Raw genomic sequence first — 16095 nt, forward strand, 5'->3', positions numbered from 1 at the left:
CAACCTGATCCGCCGGATGCCCAGGTGCCGCTCGGGCGCGAGCGTCGGACGGACGCTGAGCGCACGGACGGACGGGTGTCCTCCGGTCCGGTTAGGCTGGCCGGACCGACGATGACCAGCAACCACCCCGCCACAGCACCGACGACGACCACAGCGATCCCGCGAGTCGGCTCCTCGGCGTCCCACGGCAAGACGATCCTGATCGGCGAACACGCCGTGGTCTACGGCGCACCCGCACTCGTGCTCCCGGTGACCGACGTCCGGGTGACGGCGACCGCGACACCGCTCTCATCGGGCGCCGAGCACACCCTCGAGTCGACGGTGCACACCGGACCGTTCGGGCTCGCACCCGCCGCGGTGCTGCCCACCGTCACGGCCGTCACCGCGACCCTGCGGCACCTGGCAGACCGCGGACACCCGCACGCCGTCGACACGGGGTTCCACGTCCGCGTCGACAGCCAGGTGCCCACGGCTCGCGGGATGGGGTCGAGCGCCGCCGTCGCCGCCGCCGTGACCGCTGCGGTCGCCGACGCCTTCGGGGTCGCGCTCGACGGTGCCACCCACCACGACCTCATCCAGGTGTGCGAGCGCGTCGCGCACGGCCGACCGTCCGGGCTGGACGCCCGCGGGGTCGTGGCCGACGAGCCCGTCTGGTTCGAGGCCGACGTCATCGAGCCGGTCCAGCTCTCCGGCCGCTTCGTCTTCGTCGTCGCGGACACCGGCGTCCCCGGACACACCCGCGAAGCCGTCGCCGCCGTCCGCGCCCGCCACGACCGCGCCCCCGCGATGGTCGACACGGTCGTCCAGCGGATCGGGGAGCTCGCCCGCACAGCCCGAGGGACGCTCGTCGACGGCGACGCACAGGCCCTCGGTGTCACCATGGACGCCGCGCACGAACTGCTCACCACCCTCGACGTGTCGAGCGGCGACCTCGATCGGCTCGTCGGCGCCGCACGCCACGCGGACGCCCTCGGCGCGAAGCTCACCGGAGGCGGTCGGGGCGGGTGCGTCCTGGCCCTCGCGGCCGACGACGAGCACGCCACCCGCATCGCGGACACACTGCGCGGCGCGGGGGCCACCGCAACCTGGACCACCTCGATCGGAGCCCGCGCCTGATGACCGCAACCGCCGTCGCGCACCCCAACATCGCGCTCGTGAAGTACTGGGGCAAGGCGGACGCCGACCTCGCCCTGCCCGCGACGGGCAGCGTCTCGATGGGGCTCGACGTCTTCCCCACCACGACCTCCGTCACGCTGCAGGCCGCATCCGGCGGGGACGCGCGTGACACCCTGACCCTGAACGGTCGCGTCGTCGACGACGGCGCACTGGTGCGGGTCGAGCGTTTCCTCGACCTCGTCCGCGCCCTGTCCGGTTCCGACGCCCGCGCCGCCGTGGTCTCGGAGAACACCGTGCCCACGGGTGCCGGCCTGGCCTCGAGCGCCTCGGGCTTCGCCGCCCTCGCCGTGGCCGCCGCGAGCGCGTACGGCCTCGACCTGTCGCCGCGGGACCTGTCACGGCTCGCCCGCCGCGGGTCGGGCTCCGCGACGCGGTCGATCCCCGGTGGGGTGGCCGTCTGGCACGCGGGTGACGACGCGGCGTCGTTCGCCGAGACGATCCCCGCACCGCCGATGGCGATGGTCGTCGTGACGATCGACGACGGCCCGAAGGCGATCGGTTCGCGCGAGGCGATGCGCCGCACGATCGCGACCTCGCCGTTCTACCCGGCCTGGGTGACCTCGACGACCGAGACCGTCGACGACATGCTCGAGGCCTGCGCTGCGGGGGACTTCACCCGCATCGGCGAGCTGACCGAGAGCAACGCACTCCGCATGCACGCCACGATCGAGGGCGCGTTCCCGCCGATCCGCTACCTGAACAGCCGGAGCGTCGCCGTGTTCGACGCCGTCGCCGCGATGCGCGCCGACGGGCTCGAGGCCTACGCCACGGCGGACGCGGGCCCGAACGTCGTCGTGCTCTGCCGTCCCGAGGACCGCTCGCGCGTGGCCGCCGCGCTCGACGGGTACGGCGCGGTCATCGAGTCGGGCACCGGACCAGCCGCCCGCCTCGTCGGCTCCGAACCCTCGGGGGAGAACCCCGAGGCAGAGGAGACCACCGCGTGATCGAGTTCCGAGCCCACGGCAAGCTGTTCGTCGCCGGCGAGTACGCCGTCGTCGAGCCGGGTCAGCCGTCGGTGCTGATCGCCCTCGACCGTGCCATCACGGCGCGCGTCACCGAGGGTCACGGCGCCGGCAGCGTGCACTCCGAGGAGTACGGCAACCTCCCGTTGACGTGGACCCGGGCCGAGGACGGTCTGGCGCTGGACCGTGAGCACCACCCCTACGACTACGTGATGGCGACGATCGACCTCGTCGAGAAGCTCCGCGCCGAGCTCGGCATCGCCCCGCGGTTCCACGACCTGCGCATCGAGAGCCAGCTCGACGACGCCAGCGGTCGGAAGTTCGGCCTCGGCTCGTCGGCAGCGGTGACGGTCGCGACCGTCGGCGCCCTCGACCGCTTCTACGGACTCGGCCTGTCGCAGCGCCGACGCTTCATGGTGGCGCTGCTCGCGACGATCCGGGTCGCGCCGCGGGCCTCCGGCGGGGACCTCGCCGCGAGCACCTTCGGCGGCTGGCTCCGCTACAGCGCCCCGGATCGCGAGGTCCTGGCCGGCCTGCTCGACGAGCGCCCGGTGTCCGCGATCCTCGACGACGACGACGCCTGGGCCGGCTTCGACGTCGAACACCTGCCGGCACCCGCCGACCTCAGGCTCCTCGTCGGGTGGACCGGCTCGCCGGCGTCCACGACGAAGCTCGTCGGCGTCGTCCGGCGGCACCGCGACGGCGACTACGCGGCGTTCCTCGACGCCAGCCGCGCCTGCGTCGACGACCTGACGGCGGGCCTCCGGACCGGGGACGCGGCGCGGACGCTCGGCGCACTCCGTCGCGCCAGGGGGCTGCTCCAGGACCTCGGGACCTCGGTCGGATCGCAGATCGAGACCGAGCGACTCGCCACGCTCTGCGACGTCGTCGAGTCGGCCGGTGGCGCGGCGAAGCCGTCGGGGGCCGGCGGCGGGGACTGCGGGATCGCGCTCGTCCCGGCCGACAGCGACAGCGCAGCGATCTTCCGCGCCTGGGAGGCGCACGACATCAGGCACCTCAGCGTCGCGGTGCAACCGGAGGAAGGGACCACGCGATGAGCGACCTGATGACCCCGATCCCCACGAAGTGGGTCGGACCGATCCGCGTCAGCGGCAACGCCGTCGAGGGCGAGCACGAGGTGCCGCTCGCGACCTACGAGTCCCCGCTCTGGCCGTCCGTCGGCCGTGGCGCCCGGATCTCGCGGATGGTCGAGGGCGGCATCGTCTCGACCGTCGTCGACGAGCGGATGACCCGTTCGGTCGTCGTGCGGGCCACCAGCGCCGCCGCCGCGCACCTCTCCGCCGGCCGGATCCTCGCGCGGCAGGCCGAGCTCGAGACCATCGTCGCCGGGCAGAGCCGGTTCGCGAAGCTCATCGAGGTGCACCCGGAGATCGTCGGGGACCTGCTGTTCCTGCGCTTCGCGTTCACCACGGGCGACGCGTCCGGGCACAACATGGTGACCCAGGCGGCGGACACCCTGCTGCCGGCGATCCTCGCGTGGGAGCCGGAGCTGCGGTACGTGTCGATCTCCGGCAACTTCTGCTCCGACAAGAAGGCCACGGCCGTCAACGGCATCCGCGGACGCGGACGGAACACCATCGCCGAGATCGTCATCCCGGGCGAGGTCGTCGAGAAACGGCTGCGGTCGTCCACCGAGCGGATCGTCGAGCTGAACACGGCGAAGAACCTGATCGGCTCCACCATCGCCGGGGCCCTCCGCTCCGCGAACGCGCACTACGCGAACATGCTCCTCGGCTTCTACCTGGCCACCGGGCAGGACGCCGCCAACATCGTCGAGGGCTCCCAGGGCATCACGCTCGCCCAGGCCCGCGGCGACGACCTGTACTTCTCGTGCTCGCTGCCGCACCTCATCGTCGGCACGGTCGGCAACGGCAAGGGTGGCGACCTGCCCGTGGTGGAGGACGCCCTCGTCCGCCTCGGCTGCCGGGAGGACCGTGAACCCGGTGCCAACGCACGTCGCCTGGCCGCACTCTGCGCCGCCACCGTCCTCTGCGGCGAACTCTCGTTGCTCGCCGCCCAGACGAACCCGGGCGAACTCATGGCGGCGCACGTCGCGATGGAACGACGCGGCCACCGACCGGAAGGAGCGTCGGCATGACGGTCATCGGCATCCACGACCTCGCGATCGCGACCGGGCACCACGTGCTCGACCTCGACGACCTCGCCGCGACGACCGGCGTGGACCCCGCGAAGTACCACGTCGGCATCGGCCAGGACGCCTTCAGCGTGCCGGCCCCCGACGAGGACATCGTCACGATGGGCGCCGCCGCCGCGAAGGAGGTCATCGACCGTCACGGTGTCGAGGGCATCCGCACGGTGCTGTTCGCCACCGAGTCCGGCATCGACCAGTCGAAGGCCGCCGGCGTCTTCGTGCACGGACTGCTCGGCCTGCCGACGAACGTCCGCGTGGTCGAGCTGAAGCAGGCCTGCTACGGCGGGACCGCCGCGGTGCAGATGGCGCTCGGCATCATCGCGCGGGACCCGGGCGAGCGCGTGCTCGTCATCGCAGCCGACGTCGCCCGGTACGACGTCGAGACGGCCGCGGAGCCCACGCAGGGCGCCGGCGCGGTCGCGATGCTCATCGCCGCCGAGCCGGACCTCGTCGAACTCGAGCCGCAGTCCGGCCTGTTCACCGCGGACGTGGACGACTTCTGGCGGCCGAACGACCGCTCCACCGCGCTCGTCGACGGTCGTCTGTCGGTCACGGCGTACGTCGACGCGTTCATCGGCGCCTGGGACGACCTCGCTGCGCGCGGCGGCCCCGGCATCGAGGCGATCGACCGGTTCGTGCACCACCAGCCGTTCACGAAGATGGCGATCAAGGCGCACCGGAAGCTCGCCCAGCACGTCGACGTCCCGTTCGAGGAGACCGAACTCGCGGTCGGGTTCACGTACAACCGGCAGACCGGCAACACGTACACCGCCTCGCTCTGGATCGCGCTCGGCGCGCTGCTCGACCTCGACGACGACCTGGCCGGTGCCCGCGTCGGCATGTTCAGCTACGGGTCCGGCAGTGTCGGGGAACTCATGACCGGGGTCGTCCGGCCGGAGTACCGCGAGCACCGCCGCACCGGACGGGTCGCCGAGCTGCTCGCGGCGCGGGTTCCGCTGTCCGTCGAGGCGTACCGGGAGCTGCACGCCGCCGGCGCCGCGACGAGCGAGGACGTCGAGCGTCCGCGGGTCACCGCCGCCCCCTTCCGGTTCGCCGGGGTCACCGGTGGCGCCCGGCACTACGAGGCGACCGGCGCCTGACCGGCGCCTGACCGGCGCCGCCGGCCGGACGTGCCGGCGGTGGACCCGATCGGACGCCGAGGGCGATCGGCCCTCGGACAGGGGTCGTGCCCCCCGGCTCCGGTCCGCAGCGACGCCCTACGCTTGGAGTGTGGACGCTGTCGGTGCCGGGGCGATCCGCGACGTCGTCGCGGTGCTCCCGAACGCGCCACGACTCGGCCACGTGGTCGACGCCGTCGCCGCCCGGATCGGCAAGCCCGTGCGCGTCGTGGACGTCGACGGACCGGGGTGGGGCGCACTGACGGCGCTCGTCTCCCAGCTGCCGGACGTGGCCCTCGTGCTGCTGCCACCCGGGTCGACGCCGCTCTACCGGATGCACTGCGTCCTGCACGAACTCGGTCACCTCGTCCGCGGTGACACCGGAGCCCCGGTCCCACGGACCCAGCTCGCCTTCGCGGCGTGGTCCGCCGGCGGCAACGTCTGCCACCGCTCGCTGGACGACACCCCGGTCCCGTCCGCCGGACCGGTCGGCGGCGTGTTGCACGGCGACGACGAGGAGTTCGCCGAGACGTTCGCGTACGAACTGGCCACGGTCCTCCTGTCCGGCACCGTCGGGGTGGACGAGCGGACCTACGGCTAGTGGGGGTCCTGCACGCCCTGGCTTTCTGGTGCGCCGCGGCGAGCTTCGCGATCCGCGCGCCGTCCGTCCGCCGGAACCCGCACGGTCGGGCCAGCTGGGCGGCCACGGGGGTCGGCGCGCTCGGGCTGCTGACGCTGGGAGCCGTCGTCCCGCAGCGGGAGCTCGACGCGCTGCTGGGTGGCACGAACCTGATCAACCTCGTGCAGAACCTCTGCGCCACCACCGCGTTCTGGCTGCTGTTCCGCGGCAGCGTGCGCGACGTCGACCGGCGGCCGGCGTTGGCGCACCCGCTCGCCCTGGTCGTGATGCTCGCGTCCTTCACGGTGCCGTTCCTGTGCATCCAGGACCGCGGGGTCACGGTGTTCACGTTCATCGTGGACGAGATCGACCAGACCGCCACCTGGCTCTACGCGTCCGTCTACATGGCGTGCGTGGCGGCGATCACCGTCACCACGGTCGCGCGCGGTGTGCTCGGCAGCCGCGGGGCGCTCGCCGTGTTCCGGATCGGACTGTCCCTCGTGGCGATCGCGAGCGTCGAGGAGATCGTCTCGCTGACCGCCGACCACTTCGTGCTCGGGTCGGCGCTGCTCCGCGACGTCCTCCGCACCGCGTTCGATCCACCCTTCTACCTCGGGATCGTGCTCATGGTCGCCGCGATGGCGTCGATGACCGTCCGCCGGTGGGGCCGGGAGGCCCGCCTCCGGGGTCACCGTGTCCGTCTCGCCCGCATCGCCGCGCGTCACGACCTGCACGCACGCCGTCGGCGGGGCGGCCTGCAGGTGCGGACCTACGACCTGCTCATCGCGATCCGCGACGCCGAGGTCCAGGGCCGGGAGTTCACCCCCGCGGAGACCGCGCACGTGCGTTCCGCCGAGCTCATGCTGGCGAAGGACCTCGAGGGCTGACGGGGGCCACACGGCCGACGGCGGGCCGACGACCGCCGGGTGCACGCAGCCCGGCGTGGTGATCCGGTCTGCGCTGCGACGATCCGTCCTGCGCGGTCCCGGCGTGGCCGATCGGGGTCGTGTCCCGCCCGCGGTGGCGAGTGCGCCACGTCCGACGTAGCGTTCCCGTCACGAGCAGAGCCGCGTCAGGGAGCGGTGCCGCGAGGACCAGGGAGGCGTCATGGACGCACACGCAACACCGCGGGTCGAGGCAGCGCCGTGACCCGGCACGAGACGCACCCCGGCCTCGCGCCGGCGACGACACGGAACCACCGTGAGCAGCAGTGGTGGCCGCCGTTCCGCGACCCCGCCTGCAACACCGTCGACGTCGTCCAGACGCAGGTGGTCCGCGGAGCGCCCTTCGCCAGTGCCGGTGCCCGTGGGCGCGAGCGGATCGCGGTGCTGTTCGTCACCGGGATCGGCTGACCGGACGCAGGTCGGGGCGGGCCTTGTCGGCCGGTCCGGTGGCCACCGCCGGGTCACTGCCCCGTGACGGCCCGCCGGATCTGCTCGATGGGGACCTTCGGTGACCGGTCGGCGTTGAGCAGGCCGTTCGTCTCCTGCATCGTGTCGGTGAGCTGCGTCCAGCAGGACCCCGCCAGGAACGTGCTGGCGCGGACGGCGTCGTGGAGCGCGGTGATGCGCTCGACCCAGTCGTCGCCGTCGGTGGCCGTCGTGTAGCCCCAGCCCTCCTCGCGGTGCCCGCCCGACTGGTGGCGGACCCCGCCGAACTCGGTGAGCATCACCGGTTGTCCCTGGTCGACGGCCCCGCCGACGAACTGCGGGTGACCGGAGGGGGCGAGTCCCTCGAGGGCGCGGGCTCGGGCGGCGTCGTCCGCGTACGTGCGTGCCAGCACCACGCCGTCACCCTCGTAGTCGTGGATCGTCACGATGTCGGTCTCCTGCTGCTCCCAGCCGTCGTTCCCGATCACCGGGCGCGAGGGGTCGAGCGCACGGGTCAGGTCGACGAGGGCGCGGGCGTACGCCTGCTGTGCCGGGTCGGAGACGACGTGCTGGATGCCCCACGACTCGTTGAAGGGGACCCAGGTGACGATCGAGGGGTGTGAGGCGTCCCGTTCCACGGCGGCGGTCCACTCCGCGGTGAGCCGACGGACCGCGGTGGGGGAGAACTCGTACGCCGCCGGGGCCTCGCCCCAGACCATCAGGCCGAGCCGGTCGGCCCAGTGCAGGAACCGCGGGTCCTCGATCTTCTGGTGCATCCGGGCGGCGTTGAACCCGAGTGCCTTGATGAGCTCGACCTCCTGCCGGTGGGCGAGCGGGTGCGGTGCTGCCAGGTGCGACTCCGGCCAGAACGCCTGGTCGAGGACGCTCCGCACCGGGTACGGCGCGCGGTTGAGCAGGAACCGCCCACCGCCGACACCGACGCTGCGCATGCCGAGGTAGCTCGACACCGCGTCCAGCACCCGACCGCCGGCGTCCACCAGGGTCAGCACGGCGTCGACGAGGCGCGGGTGCTCGGGGGACCAGGTCAGTTCGTCCTCGGCCTGGCCGTTGCGCTGCCGCGCGATCGGCACGGTCACGTCGAGGGTCGGCCGACTCGCGGTCGCGTCCCAGTCGGTGGTGCCGAGGTCCTCGTCCCGCTCGTCGAACCGCAGGGCGACCCGGAGTCGGGCGCCGGCGGGGACGCGTCCGCCGAACCGGACGGTGAGGTCGACGGCCGTCGGCCCGGCCGAGGACCACCGGAGGGTGCTGATCGCGGTGGCGGGCACGGCCTCGAGCCAGACCGGCTGCCAGATGCCGGTGGTGCGGCGGTACCAGATGGCGTGTGCGTCCTCGTGCCAGTCCTGCTTGCCGCGGGGCTGCGTGACGTCGTCCGGGTCGTCCTCGGCACGGACGACGAGCAGGTGTCCCGTCGCCCCGTCGGCGGTGTCGGTCAGCAGTGCGGTGACGTCGAACGAGAACGGCGTGTGTCCGCCCTCGTGCTCGCCGACGAACCGGCCGTCGATCCACACCTGGGCGCGGTGGTCGACGGCGCCGAAGTGCAGCACCAGGCGGGGGCGCGCGGTGCCGTGGCCGGCTGCCTCGAGTTCGGCGCGGCCGATCGTGCGGGCGTACCAGACGACCGGGTGGAACCCGGGATCGCCGATGCCCGACGCGGCCGACTCCGGCGGGAACGGCACCGTGATCTCGCGGGGAGCCGGGAGGCCCGTGGTCCATCCCGAGTCCGCTCCGGTGTCTTCGTCGTCGTGCCGGAACGACCAGGTGCCGCTGAGGTCGGCCCAGTCGCGCCGGAGCATCTGCGGCCGGGGGTGCCGGCCGTCCTGACGACTCGCGAGGGGGACGTCGGTGACGGCGACGGGGGCCGGGGAAGCGACGGTGCTCATGGTCCCGCAATTTACAGCGCTGTAAAGCGTGCGTCAACGGTACGGTGAGCCCGTGGGCCAGGTCACGCTGCAGGACGTCGCGGAGCACGCGGGCGTCTCGATGAAGACCGTGTCCAACGTCGTGCGCGGCTACCGCCACGTCAGCGACGCGATGCGGACCCGCGTGCAGGAGTCGATCGACGCCCTCGGCTACCGCCCCAACGTCTCCGGGCGGAGCCTCGCCACCGGGCGCACCAACATGCTCGCGTTCGCGTTCCCCGACCTCCGCCGCCCGTACTTCGCCGAGCTCGCACACGTGTTCTCACGGGTCTGTGCCGAGCGCGGGTACCAGCTCCTGCTCGAGGAGACCGCGGGGGCCCCGGCAGGGGAGCTCTCCGCCGTCCGTGGCCGTGAGGCGGGTGTCGTCGACGGGGTGGTCATCCACCCCCAGGTCCTCACGCCGGCCGAGATCGACCGCGCCCGCGGGGACACCGCCGTCGTGTTCCTCGGCGAGGACGTCCGACCACCCGGCGGTGACCTCGTCGCGATCGACAACGTGCGTGCCGCGGCCGAGGCCGTCGCACACCTCGCCGCCCTCGGACGACGCCGCATCGGCTTCCTCGGGCACGAGGTGGGCGAGCAGTCCCGCACCTCCGCCTTCCGCATGGAGGGCTACCGCGACGGTCTGGCCGCCGCCGGGCTGTCGTTCGACCCGTCGCTCTGCGTGCCGCGCGAGGTCGGCGACGCCCGCGGCGCCGAGCAGGCCTTCGGCCAGGCCCTCGACGCCGGCCTCTCGATCGACGGGCTGCTCTGCCGTGACGACCTGGCCGCGGTCGGGGCGCTCCGTGCGATGCGCCTGCGCGGCCTCGAAGCGCCCCGTGACGTCGCGGTCGTCGGGTGGGACGCCATCGGTCTCGCCGCGAGCCTGGTGCCGAGTCTGACCTCGGTCGCGCCGGACACCGTCGCGCTCGCCGAGGCGGCACTCGACCGGTTGCAGGAGCGCATCGCCGGTCGGCCGGGTGACGGACAGGCCGTGACGGTCGGGCACCGGATCCTGGTCGGGGAGAGTGCGCCCTACCCGGACGGGTCCGTCGACTGACGGGAGGCCGCGCCCGGGCCGCCCGTGACGTGCTCAGTCCTCGTCGTGGCCGGATCCGCCGTGCTCGCCGCGTCGGCCACGGTGGCCGGGCTCGCCCTCGTGGTCGACGACGCGGTCCAGCCACTCAGCGAGGACCGACCGTTCGGCCGGTGACAGGGCCGCGAGGTCCGGCGCGACCGACCGGAGGGTGAGCGCGGCGGTCCGGGTCGCGGACGGCCCGTCTGGCGCCGCCCCGCTCGGATCGGGCGTGCAGATCTGCGTCATGACGGCCGCGAACGCGGCGTCGGCGAGGGTGGGGTCCCGCTCGCCCTCGGGTTCCTCGAGGAGGGTGAGCACGGCGCCCGTGCCGGCCGCGTGCAGGAGCCGGACGGCGTCGCGCTCGCGGACCGCGAGCCTCCCGGCCGCTGCGACGCGGCGCAGGCGGTCCTCGAGCAGGCGGAGCCCCGCGGCGACGGCCGGTGACCCGTTGCCCCGTCGCGGGTCGCTCATGATGACGAAGAGGTCGGGGTTGTCGAGCCCGAAGCCGATCGTCAGGTCCCACCCGGTGCGGAGGTCGGCGACGGGGTCGACCTCGTGCTCGGCGGCTGCGTGGACGGCAGCGGCCTTCGTCCGGCTGAACTCGGTCATCGCGTGTTCCGCGACGGCGTCGAGCAGCCCGTCCTTGTCGCCGAACAGGCGGTAGATCGTCGGCGGTTGCACGTGCGCGCGGTCCGACACCGCCCGGGTCGTGACACCGCTCGCTCCGTGCCGGCGCAGGAGTTCCGCGGCGGCGGTCACGATCCGGTCGCGGACGTCGACGCGGGGCACGGGGGCATCGGGCATGGATCAACGATAACGACTCCTTGCTACCGCTGCGTTTCCGGTGGTACCTTCTTTCTGTTACCACCGATAGCACGAAGGAGACATCGATGATCACCATCACCGGAGCGACCGGCGCCCTGAACGGCGCGACGACCGACCACCTGCTCGAGCGGCTGCCCGCATCGGAGGTCACCGTCGTCACCCGTGACCCGGCCCGAGCAGCACGGTTCGCCGAGCAGGGCGTCACCGTCCGTCAGGGCGACTACGACGACCCCGACGGACTGCGGTCCGCCTTCGCCGGTGCCGACCAGCTCCTGCTCGTCTCGTCGAACGACCCCGCCGGTGACACGATCGGCCAGCACCGCAACGCGGTCGACGCCGCGGTGGCCGCCGGGGTCGGACGGATCCTCTACACGAGCCACCAGGGAGCCGGTGCCGGCTCGCCGTTCCTGCCGGCCCAGCACCACGCCGCGACCGAGGACATGCTCGCCGCGTCCGGCCTGCCGTGGACCTCGCTGCGGAACGGCTTCTACGCGCACAGCATCCAGTGGATGACCGGACCGTGGCAGGCCACGGGTGTCGTGTCGGTACCGGCCGACGGGCCGGTGTCCTGGACCGCCCGCGAGGACGCCGCCGAGGCCGCCGCGCAGATCCTCCTCGCGGCGGAACCCCTCGACGGCCCGGTGACGCTCACGGCGAGCGAGGCACCGACGTTCGAGGAGCTGGCGCACACCGCCGCAGCGGTGTCCGGTGCCCCGGTGCGCTTCGAGGTCGTGGACGAGGACGAGTGGGTCGCCCGCGCGGTCGCCGGCGGACAGGACGAGCGCATGGTGCGCTTCCTGCTCGGCATGTACCAGGCGGCGGCGCAGGGCCGGTTCGCGGGCACGGACCCGCTGCTCCGCGACCTGCTCGGGCGCGAGCCGGCCACCGCGCGGGACGTGCTCGCGCGGATGGTGGCGGCTTGACGGACCGACCACCTGGTCGGCCCCCTCGTCCGCGCCCGCGTCGTCCGGGACTGACCCGCCGCGGCCGAGCGCTGCGGCGGGTCCTCAGGTCTCCGGCGACCAGACCGGTACGTCGCTGACCGCCCCGGCGATGCTGCGACTGATGACGCCGAGGTGGCGCGCCTGTGCCGGCGTGAGCGCGTCGAAGACGACGCGGCGGACCAGTGCGTGGTGCGCCGGCGTCGCGCGGGCAACCTGGTCGTGGCCGTCGTCCGTCAGGACGGCGAGGGTGAAGCGCCCGTCGACCGGGTCGACCATGCGCCGTACCCAGCCCTTCGCCTCCAGCCGGGTCGTCGCACGGGACAGCCGGGACAGGGTGCAGCTCGCGAAACCGGCGAGGGTGCTCATCCGGAGCCTTCGCTCCGGCGCGGCGTCGAGTGCCACGAGGACCCCGTGCTCGAAGTGCGTGACGCCGCTGTCCCGCTGGAGTTGCGCATCCAGCGCCGTCGGGAGCCGTTCGAGCAAGGTGGCGAGGCCGACCCAGATCTCGAGCTGCTCCGGGTCCAGTGGTCCTGTCGCTGCTGACATGCCGCCACGCTAGCAGCGCAGTTGCCTGGGCAAGTGAACTCGGTCTACGGTTACTTGCCTGAGCAAGTCATCTTGGACCTGAGGAGCAGACGTGGAACTCGGACTTCGAGGCCGGACGGCCTTCATCAGTGGATCGACGCAGGGCATCGGGTACGCGATCGCTTCGTCCCTGGCCACCGAGGGGGCCCGCGTCGTGCTGAACGGGCGCGAGATCTCACGGGTCGACGCGGCAGTGGCACGGCTCCGGCGAGAACGGCCGGGCGCCGAGGTCTCCGGGATCAGCGCGGACTTCGCCGATGCCGATCAGGTCGCCCGACTCCTCGACCGGCTCGATGCGGTCGACGTGCTCGTGAACAACGTCGGGTCGTTCGGACTCGCGGCGTTCGAGGCCGTCGACGACGACGAGTGGAAGCGGTACTTCGACCTCAACGTCATGAGCGGCGTCCGGCTGTCCCGGCACGTGCTGGGCGGCATGCTCGAGCGGGGCTGGGGGCGGATCCTCTTCACCGGCAGCGAGTCCGGCGTGAACGTGCCGGCGGACATGGTGCACTACGGCGTGACGAAGGCCGCGGTGCTCGCGCTCGCCAACGGACTCGCCAAGCGCACCCGCGGGACCGCGGTCACCGTCAACACCGTCCTCGGCGGACCGACGTACTCGGAGGGTGTCGCCCGGACGGTCGAGAGCATCGCCGATGCGCAGGCGCTCCCACCCGAGTCGGTCCGGGCCGCGATCATCGGTCAGAACCGGACGTCGCTGCTCGAGCGGTTCATCGCGCCGGACGAGATCGCCGCCCTGGTCACCTACCTCGCGAGCCCCCTGGCGTCGGCGACGAACGGTGCCGCTGTCCGTGCGGACGGCGGGGTGCTCACCGGCATCCTCTGACCGGCGTCGGGTTGCACCTCGGCTGACGCCGTGCCGGCGAGGGTCGTCAGCGCCCGTCCGGCTGCACGCTCCCCAGCAGCTCGACCAGGGCGCTCCGCAGGGAGTCCGGCAGCCCGACCGTCTCGAGCTCGACGATCCGGTCGGACCGCGGCGCGTCGCGGTCCACGACCTCCCACGCGGTGAGCTTCTCGGGGTTCCCGGCCTGGGCGCGCTCGAGCAGCTCCCGCGCGGCGTCCCGTGCGTCGACGCCGACCGACGGGAGACCGGCCAACGTGAGGACCGCGCCCTCGTCGGTGGGGACGTCGAGGTCGACCGAGAACCGGTCGGGCCGGACGGCCGCGGCCTCCTGCCCGGCGGCCGGCGACCCGAGGAACGTGATGCGCCACCGTCGACGGACCGGGATGACGTCGACGTCCCCGACCGCGGCGTCGACGCGGAACGAGGCGGTGTCCCGGTCCCACGTGAGCGTCGTCCGGCAGACACCGGTGCCGTCGGCGACGGAGGGTCCCGCGGATCCGCCGGTGTCCTCCTGCCCGGACGTGTCCTCGCGGTCCTCGACGAGCGTGAAGGTGCCGGAGGCCCCGGGCGCGACGAGCACCTCGAGCGCTGCCGGGTTCACCGTCGCGTCGACCTCCTCCGGTGCGGCGAGCGGCAGGATCCCGCCGGCGCGGAGCAGCACCGGGATCGTGTCGAGGGTCCGGTGGAGGTCGACGAAACGGTCACCGGCGTAGGTGGTGCCCGTGAACACGTCCGTCCAGGTCCCGGCCGGCAGCCAGGCCCGTGCGCGCCCTCGCAGGGTCACCGGGTCGCACGGCTCGACGATCGGCGCGACGACGAGCTCGGTGCCGAAGGCGTACTCGTTCGGGACGCGGTACGCCTCGTCCCGGTGCGGCTCGAGGTGGTACATCGGTCGCACGAGCGCCGTGCCGGCGGCGGCGAGGTGGTTCATCGTGTGCAGGTACGGCACGAGGCGGTGGCGGAAGCGCAGGGCGTCGCCCATCGCCGCCCGCGGTCCGGCCGGGAACACCCACGGCTCCTTGCGGATGAACGGGTTGTTCGCCGAGTGCAGGCGCATGATCGGTGAGAACACCCCGAACTGCACCCACCGGGTCGCGAGCTCGTCGTCGCGCACGCCGCGGGTGTGGCCGCCGATGTCGTGGCTCCACCAGGGGTACCCGATGTTCGCCGCGGTCGCGGTGAACTCCGGCTGGAACGCCAGGGACGCCCACGAGACGACGGCGTCGCCCGAGAAGCCGACGGCGTACCGGTGGCTGCCCGGTCCGGCGTAGCGGGAGAACGTCATGCCGGCCCCGCCGTCGCGCGCCGAGTCGAGCAGGTGGAAGTGGTTGAGCATCCACAGCGGATCGGCGCCCGGGATGCTCGTGGTCCGGCCCTGCTGCCAGTCGATCCACCAGAAGTCGACGCCCTGCTCCTCGAGCGGGCGGTGCAGGACCTCGAAGTAGGCGCGCAGGAAGTCCGGGTCCGTGGGGTCGAAGCCGATCGTCTGCTCGGTGTCGGGATCGACGCCCATCGCCGCGGCCATCGCGGGGTAGGCGTCCTCGAACGCCCGGACGCCGTCGGCGGGGTGCAGGTTCAGCGTCGTGCGCATCCCGCGGCGGTGGAGTTCCGCCAGGAACGCCGGCGGGTCCGGGAAGAGCGACGGCTCCCACGAGTACCCGGTCCAGCCGTTGCCGAAGCGGGACGGCACGGAGTCGACCCGGTGCCAGTCCATGTCGATCACGGCGACGGAGAACGGCAGGCGCTCCTCGTCGAACCGGTCGAGCAGTGCCAGGTAGGAGTCGTCCGAGTACGGGTGGTACCGGCTCCACCAGTTCCCGAGTGCCCAGCGGGGCATGAGCGTCGGCGGCCCGGACACCGCGTGGAACGCCCGGAGCGCCTCGGCGTAGTCGCGCCCGTAGGCGAACACGCTGACGTCCCGCCGCCCGGGCACCCGGCTGCCCACCCACCCGTCGTCCTCGAACAGGAAGGACTCGCTGTCGTCGAGCATGACGATGCCGTCCCGTGCCAGGAGCCCCGTCTCGAGGGGCATCCGCCCGTCCACGTCGTCGAGGGTGCGTCCGGTGCCACCGAGGTCACGGGCCTCCTGGCCGTACCGCCAGCGGTTCGCGTCGGGCCCGGAGGTCTCGACGACGAGGCCGGTGGCCGAGAACGGCCGACCGTCGTACCGCAGGGTGGCGCGGTCGGTCGTCACCTCGACGCCGTCACCGCGCCGGAGGACGGTGTACTCGGGCACGTCGAGGCGCCGGCGGACGGCGAAGGTGGACGCCCGGTCCTCGAAGCCGCCGTCGTCGCTCCACTCGATCCGGAACAGGCCGTCCTGCAGGACGGTGACGCGCCAGTGGTCGCCGGTCACGACGGCCTCCGGTGACGCGACGGGGTCGGACCCGGGGAACGGGCGGATGGTGGGCAGGGGGCCGGTGCTGGGGGTGGTCACGCTGGTGGTCCTGTCTCGGCCGTTCCG

General features: G+C 73.2%; 15 protein-coding genes. 11 read left to right on the top strand and 4 right to left on the bottom strand.

Annotated elements, in window-relative coordinates; all coding sequences use genetic code 11:
* Positions 1 to 111 precede the first annotated feature (111 nt).
* The 8 genes from mvk to DEI83_RS08205 all read left to right on the top strand — a co-directional run bounded on the left by mvk (position 112) and on the right by DEI83_RS08205 (position 7400).
* Complete coding sequence (mvk, locus tag DEI83_RS08170; protein ID WP_111081413.1) at positions 112 to 1116, top strand: mevalonate kinase; 1005 nt, start codon at positions 112 to 114, stop codon at positions 1114 to 1116.
* Positions 1116 to 2120, top strand: a complete 1005-nt coding sequence (gene mvaD, locus DEI83_RS08175; RefSeq protein WP_258371117.1) for a diphosphomevalonate decarboxylase — start codon at positions 1116 to 1118, stop codon at positions 2118 to 2120. The genes mvk and mvaD overlap by 1 nt, the downstream gene beginning before the upstream one ends.
* Positions 2117 to 3196, top strand: a complete 1080-nt coding sequence (locus DEI83_RS08180) for a phosphomevalonate kinase (RefSeq protein WP_111081415.1) — start codon at positions 2117 to 2119, stop codon at positions 3194 to 3196. Before mvaD ends, DEI83_RS08180 begins: the two co-directional genes overlap by 4 nt.
* Positions 3193 to 4257, top strand: coding sequence for a hydroxymethylglutaryl-CoA reductase (locus DEI83_RS08185; RefSeq protein ID WP_111081417.1), 1065 nt, complete (start codon positions 3193 to 3195; stop codon positions 4255 to 4257). The genes DEI83_RS08180 and DEI83_RS08185 overlap by 4 nt, the downstream gene beginning before the upstream one ends.
* Entirely contained in the window at positions 4254 to 5411 is a 1158-nt protein-coding gene (locus DEI83_RS08190; protein WP_111081419.1) for a hydroxymethylglutaryl-CoA synthase, read from the top strand. The genes DEI83_RS08185 and DEI83_RS08190 overlap by 4 nt, the downstream gene beginning before the upstream one ends.
* Positions 5412 to 5541: 130 nt before the next feature.
* Positions 5542 to 6030: a hypothetical protein gene (locus DEI83_RS08195; protein WP_111081421.1), complete on the top strand. Its 489-nt coding sequence runs from the start codon at positions 5542 to 5544 to the stop codon at positions 6028 to 6030.
* On the top strand, positions 6030 to 6935 hold the full coding sequence (locus tag DEI83_RS08200; protein ID WP_111081423.1) for a hypothetical protein: 906 nt from the start codon (positions 6030 to 6032) through the stop codon (positions 6933 to 6935). The genes DEI83_RS08195 and DEI83_RS08200 overlap by 1 nt, the downstream gene beginning before the upstream one ends.
* 258 nt (positions 6936 to 7193) lie before the next feature.
* Complete coding sequence (locus DEI83_RS08205; RefSeq protein ID WP_111081425.1) at positions 7194 to 7400, top strand: hypothetical protein; 207 nt, start codon at positions 7194 to 7196, stop codon at positions 7398 to 7400.
* 53 nt (positions 7401 to 7453) lie between these two features.
* Here DEI83_RS08205 and DEI83_RS08210 read toward each other — a convergent pair whose 3' ends face one another.
* The gene (locus DEI83_RS08210) at positions 7454 to 9319 is read right to left on the bottom strand and encodes a sugar-binding domain-containing protein (protein WP_111081427.1); all 1866 of its coding nucleotides are present in this window, start codon (positions 9317 to 9319) and stop codon (positions 7454 to 7456) included.
* Positions 9320 to 9371: 52 nt separating this feature from the next.
* Between DEI83_RS08210 and DEI83_RS08215 the strand changes: the two genes are divergently transcribed.
* The gene (locus DEI83_RS08215) at positions 9372 to 10397 is read left to right on the top strand and encodes a LacI family DNA-binding transcriptional regulator (RefSeq protein ID WP_111081429.1); all 1026 of its coding nucleotides are present in this window, start codon (positions 9372 to 9374) and stop codon (positions 10395 to 10397) included.
* Between the two features lie 33 nt (positions 10398 to 10430).
* On the opposite strand, the gene DEI83_RS08220 is transcribed toward DEI83_RS08215, so the two are convergent.
* The gene (locus DEI83_RS08220) at positions 10431 to 11219 is read right to left on the bottom strand and encodes a TetR/AcrR family transcriptional regulator (protein WP_111081431.1); all 789 of its coding nucleotides are present in this window, start codon (positions 11217 to 11219) and stop codon (positions 10431 to 10433) included.
* An 86-nt stretch (positions 11220 to 11305) separates the two neighbouring features.
* Here DEI83_RS08220 and DEI83_RS08225 point away from each other — a divergent pair, with 86 nt between their 5' ends.
* Positions 11306 to 12163 carry an NAD(P)H-binding protein gene (locus DEI83_RS08225; protein WP_111081433.1) on the top strand — a complete coding sequence of 286 codons (858 nt, stop codon included), beginning with the start codon at positions 11306 to 11308 and terminating at the stop codon, positions 12161 to 12163.
* 84 nt (positions 12164 to 12247) lie between these two features.
* Here the strand turns inward: DEI83_RS08225 and DEI83_RS08230 are convergent, their stop codons facing one another.
* Positions 12248 to 12730: a MarR family winged helix-turn-helix transcriptional regulator gene (locus DEI83_RS08230; RefSeq protein WP_111081435.1), complete on the bottom strand. Its 483-nt coding sequence runs from the start codon at positions 12728 to 12730 to the stop codon at positions 12248 to 12250.
* Between the two features lie 91 nt (positions 12731 to 12821).
* Between DEI83_RS08230 and DEI83_RS08235 the strand changes: the two genes are divergently transcribed.
* Complete coding sequence (locus tag DEI83_RS08235) at positions 12822 to 13613, top strand: SDR family NAD(P)-dependent oxidoreductase (protein WP_111081437.1); 792 nt, start codon at positions 12822 to 12824, stop codon at positions 13611 to 13613.
* 46 nt (positions 13614 to 13659) lie between these two features.
* Here DEI83_RS08235 and DEI83_RS08240 read toward each other — a convergent pair whose 3' ends face one another.
* Positions 13660 to 16068 (bottom strand): glycoside hydrolase family 31 protein, encoded by a 2409-nt coding sequence (locus DEI83_RS08240; RefSeq protein WP_258371118.1) that lies wholly within the window; start codon positions 16066 to 16068, stop codon positions 13660 to 13662.
* Positions 16069 to 16095: the final 27 nt, after the last annotated feature.

Origin of the sequence: Curtobacterium sp. MCBD17_021, assembly GCF_003234525.1 — a bacterium.
Taxonomy (GTDB): domain Bacteria; phylum Actinomycetota; class Actinomycetes; order Actinomycetales; family Microbacteriaceae; genus Curtobacterium.

Coding starts and splice junctions, on each gene's coding strand:
- DEI83_RS08185 (WP_111081417.1), top strand. CDS start 3,193: ATGAGCGACCTGATGACCCCGATCCCCACGAAGTGGGTCGGACCGATC.
- DEI83_RS08190 (WP_111081419.1), top strand. CDS start 4,254: ATGACGGTCATCGGCATCCACGACCTCGCGATCGCGACCGGGCACCAC.
- mvaD (WP_258371117.1), top strand. CDS start 1,116: ATGACCGCAACCGCCGTCGCGCACCCCAACATCGCGCTCGTGAAGTAC.
- DEI83_RS08210 (WP_111081427.1), bottom strand. CDS start 9,319: ATGAGCACCGTCGCTTCCCCGGCCCCCGTCGCCGTCACCGACGTCCCC.
- mvk (WP_111081413.1), top strand. CDS start 112: ATGACCAGCAACCACCCCGCCACAGCACCGACGACGACCACAGCGATC.
- DEI83_RS08220 (WP_111081431.1), bottom strand. CDS start 11,219: ATGCCCGATGCCCCCGTGCCCCGCGTCGACGTCCGCGACCGGATCGTG.
- DEI83_RS08230 (WP_111081435.1), bottom strand. CDS start 12,730: ATGTCAGCAGCGACAGGACCACTGGACCCGGAGCAGCTCGAGATCTGG.
- DEI83_RS08225 (WP_111081433.1), top strand. CDS start 11,306: ATGATCACCATCACCGGAGCGACCGGCGCCCTGAACGGCGCGACGACC.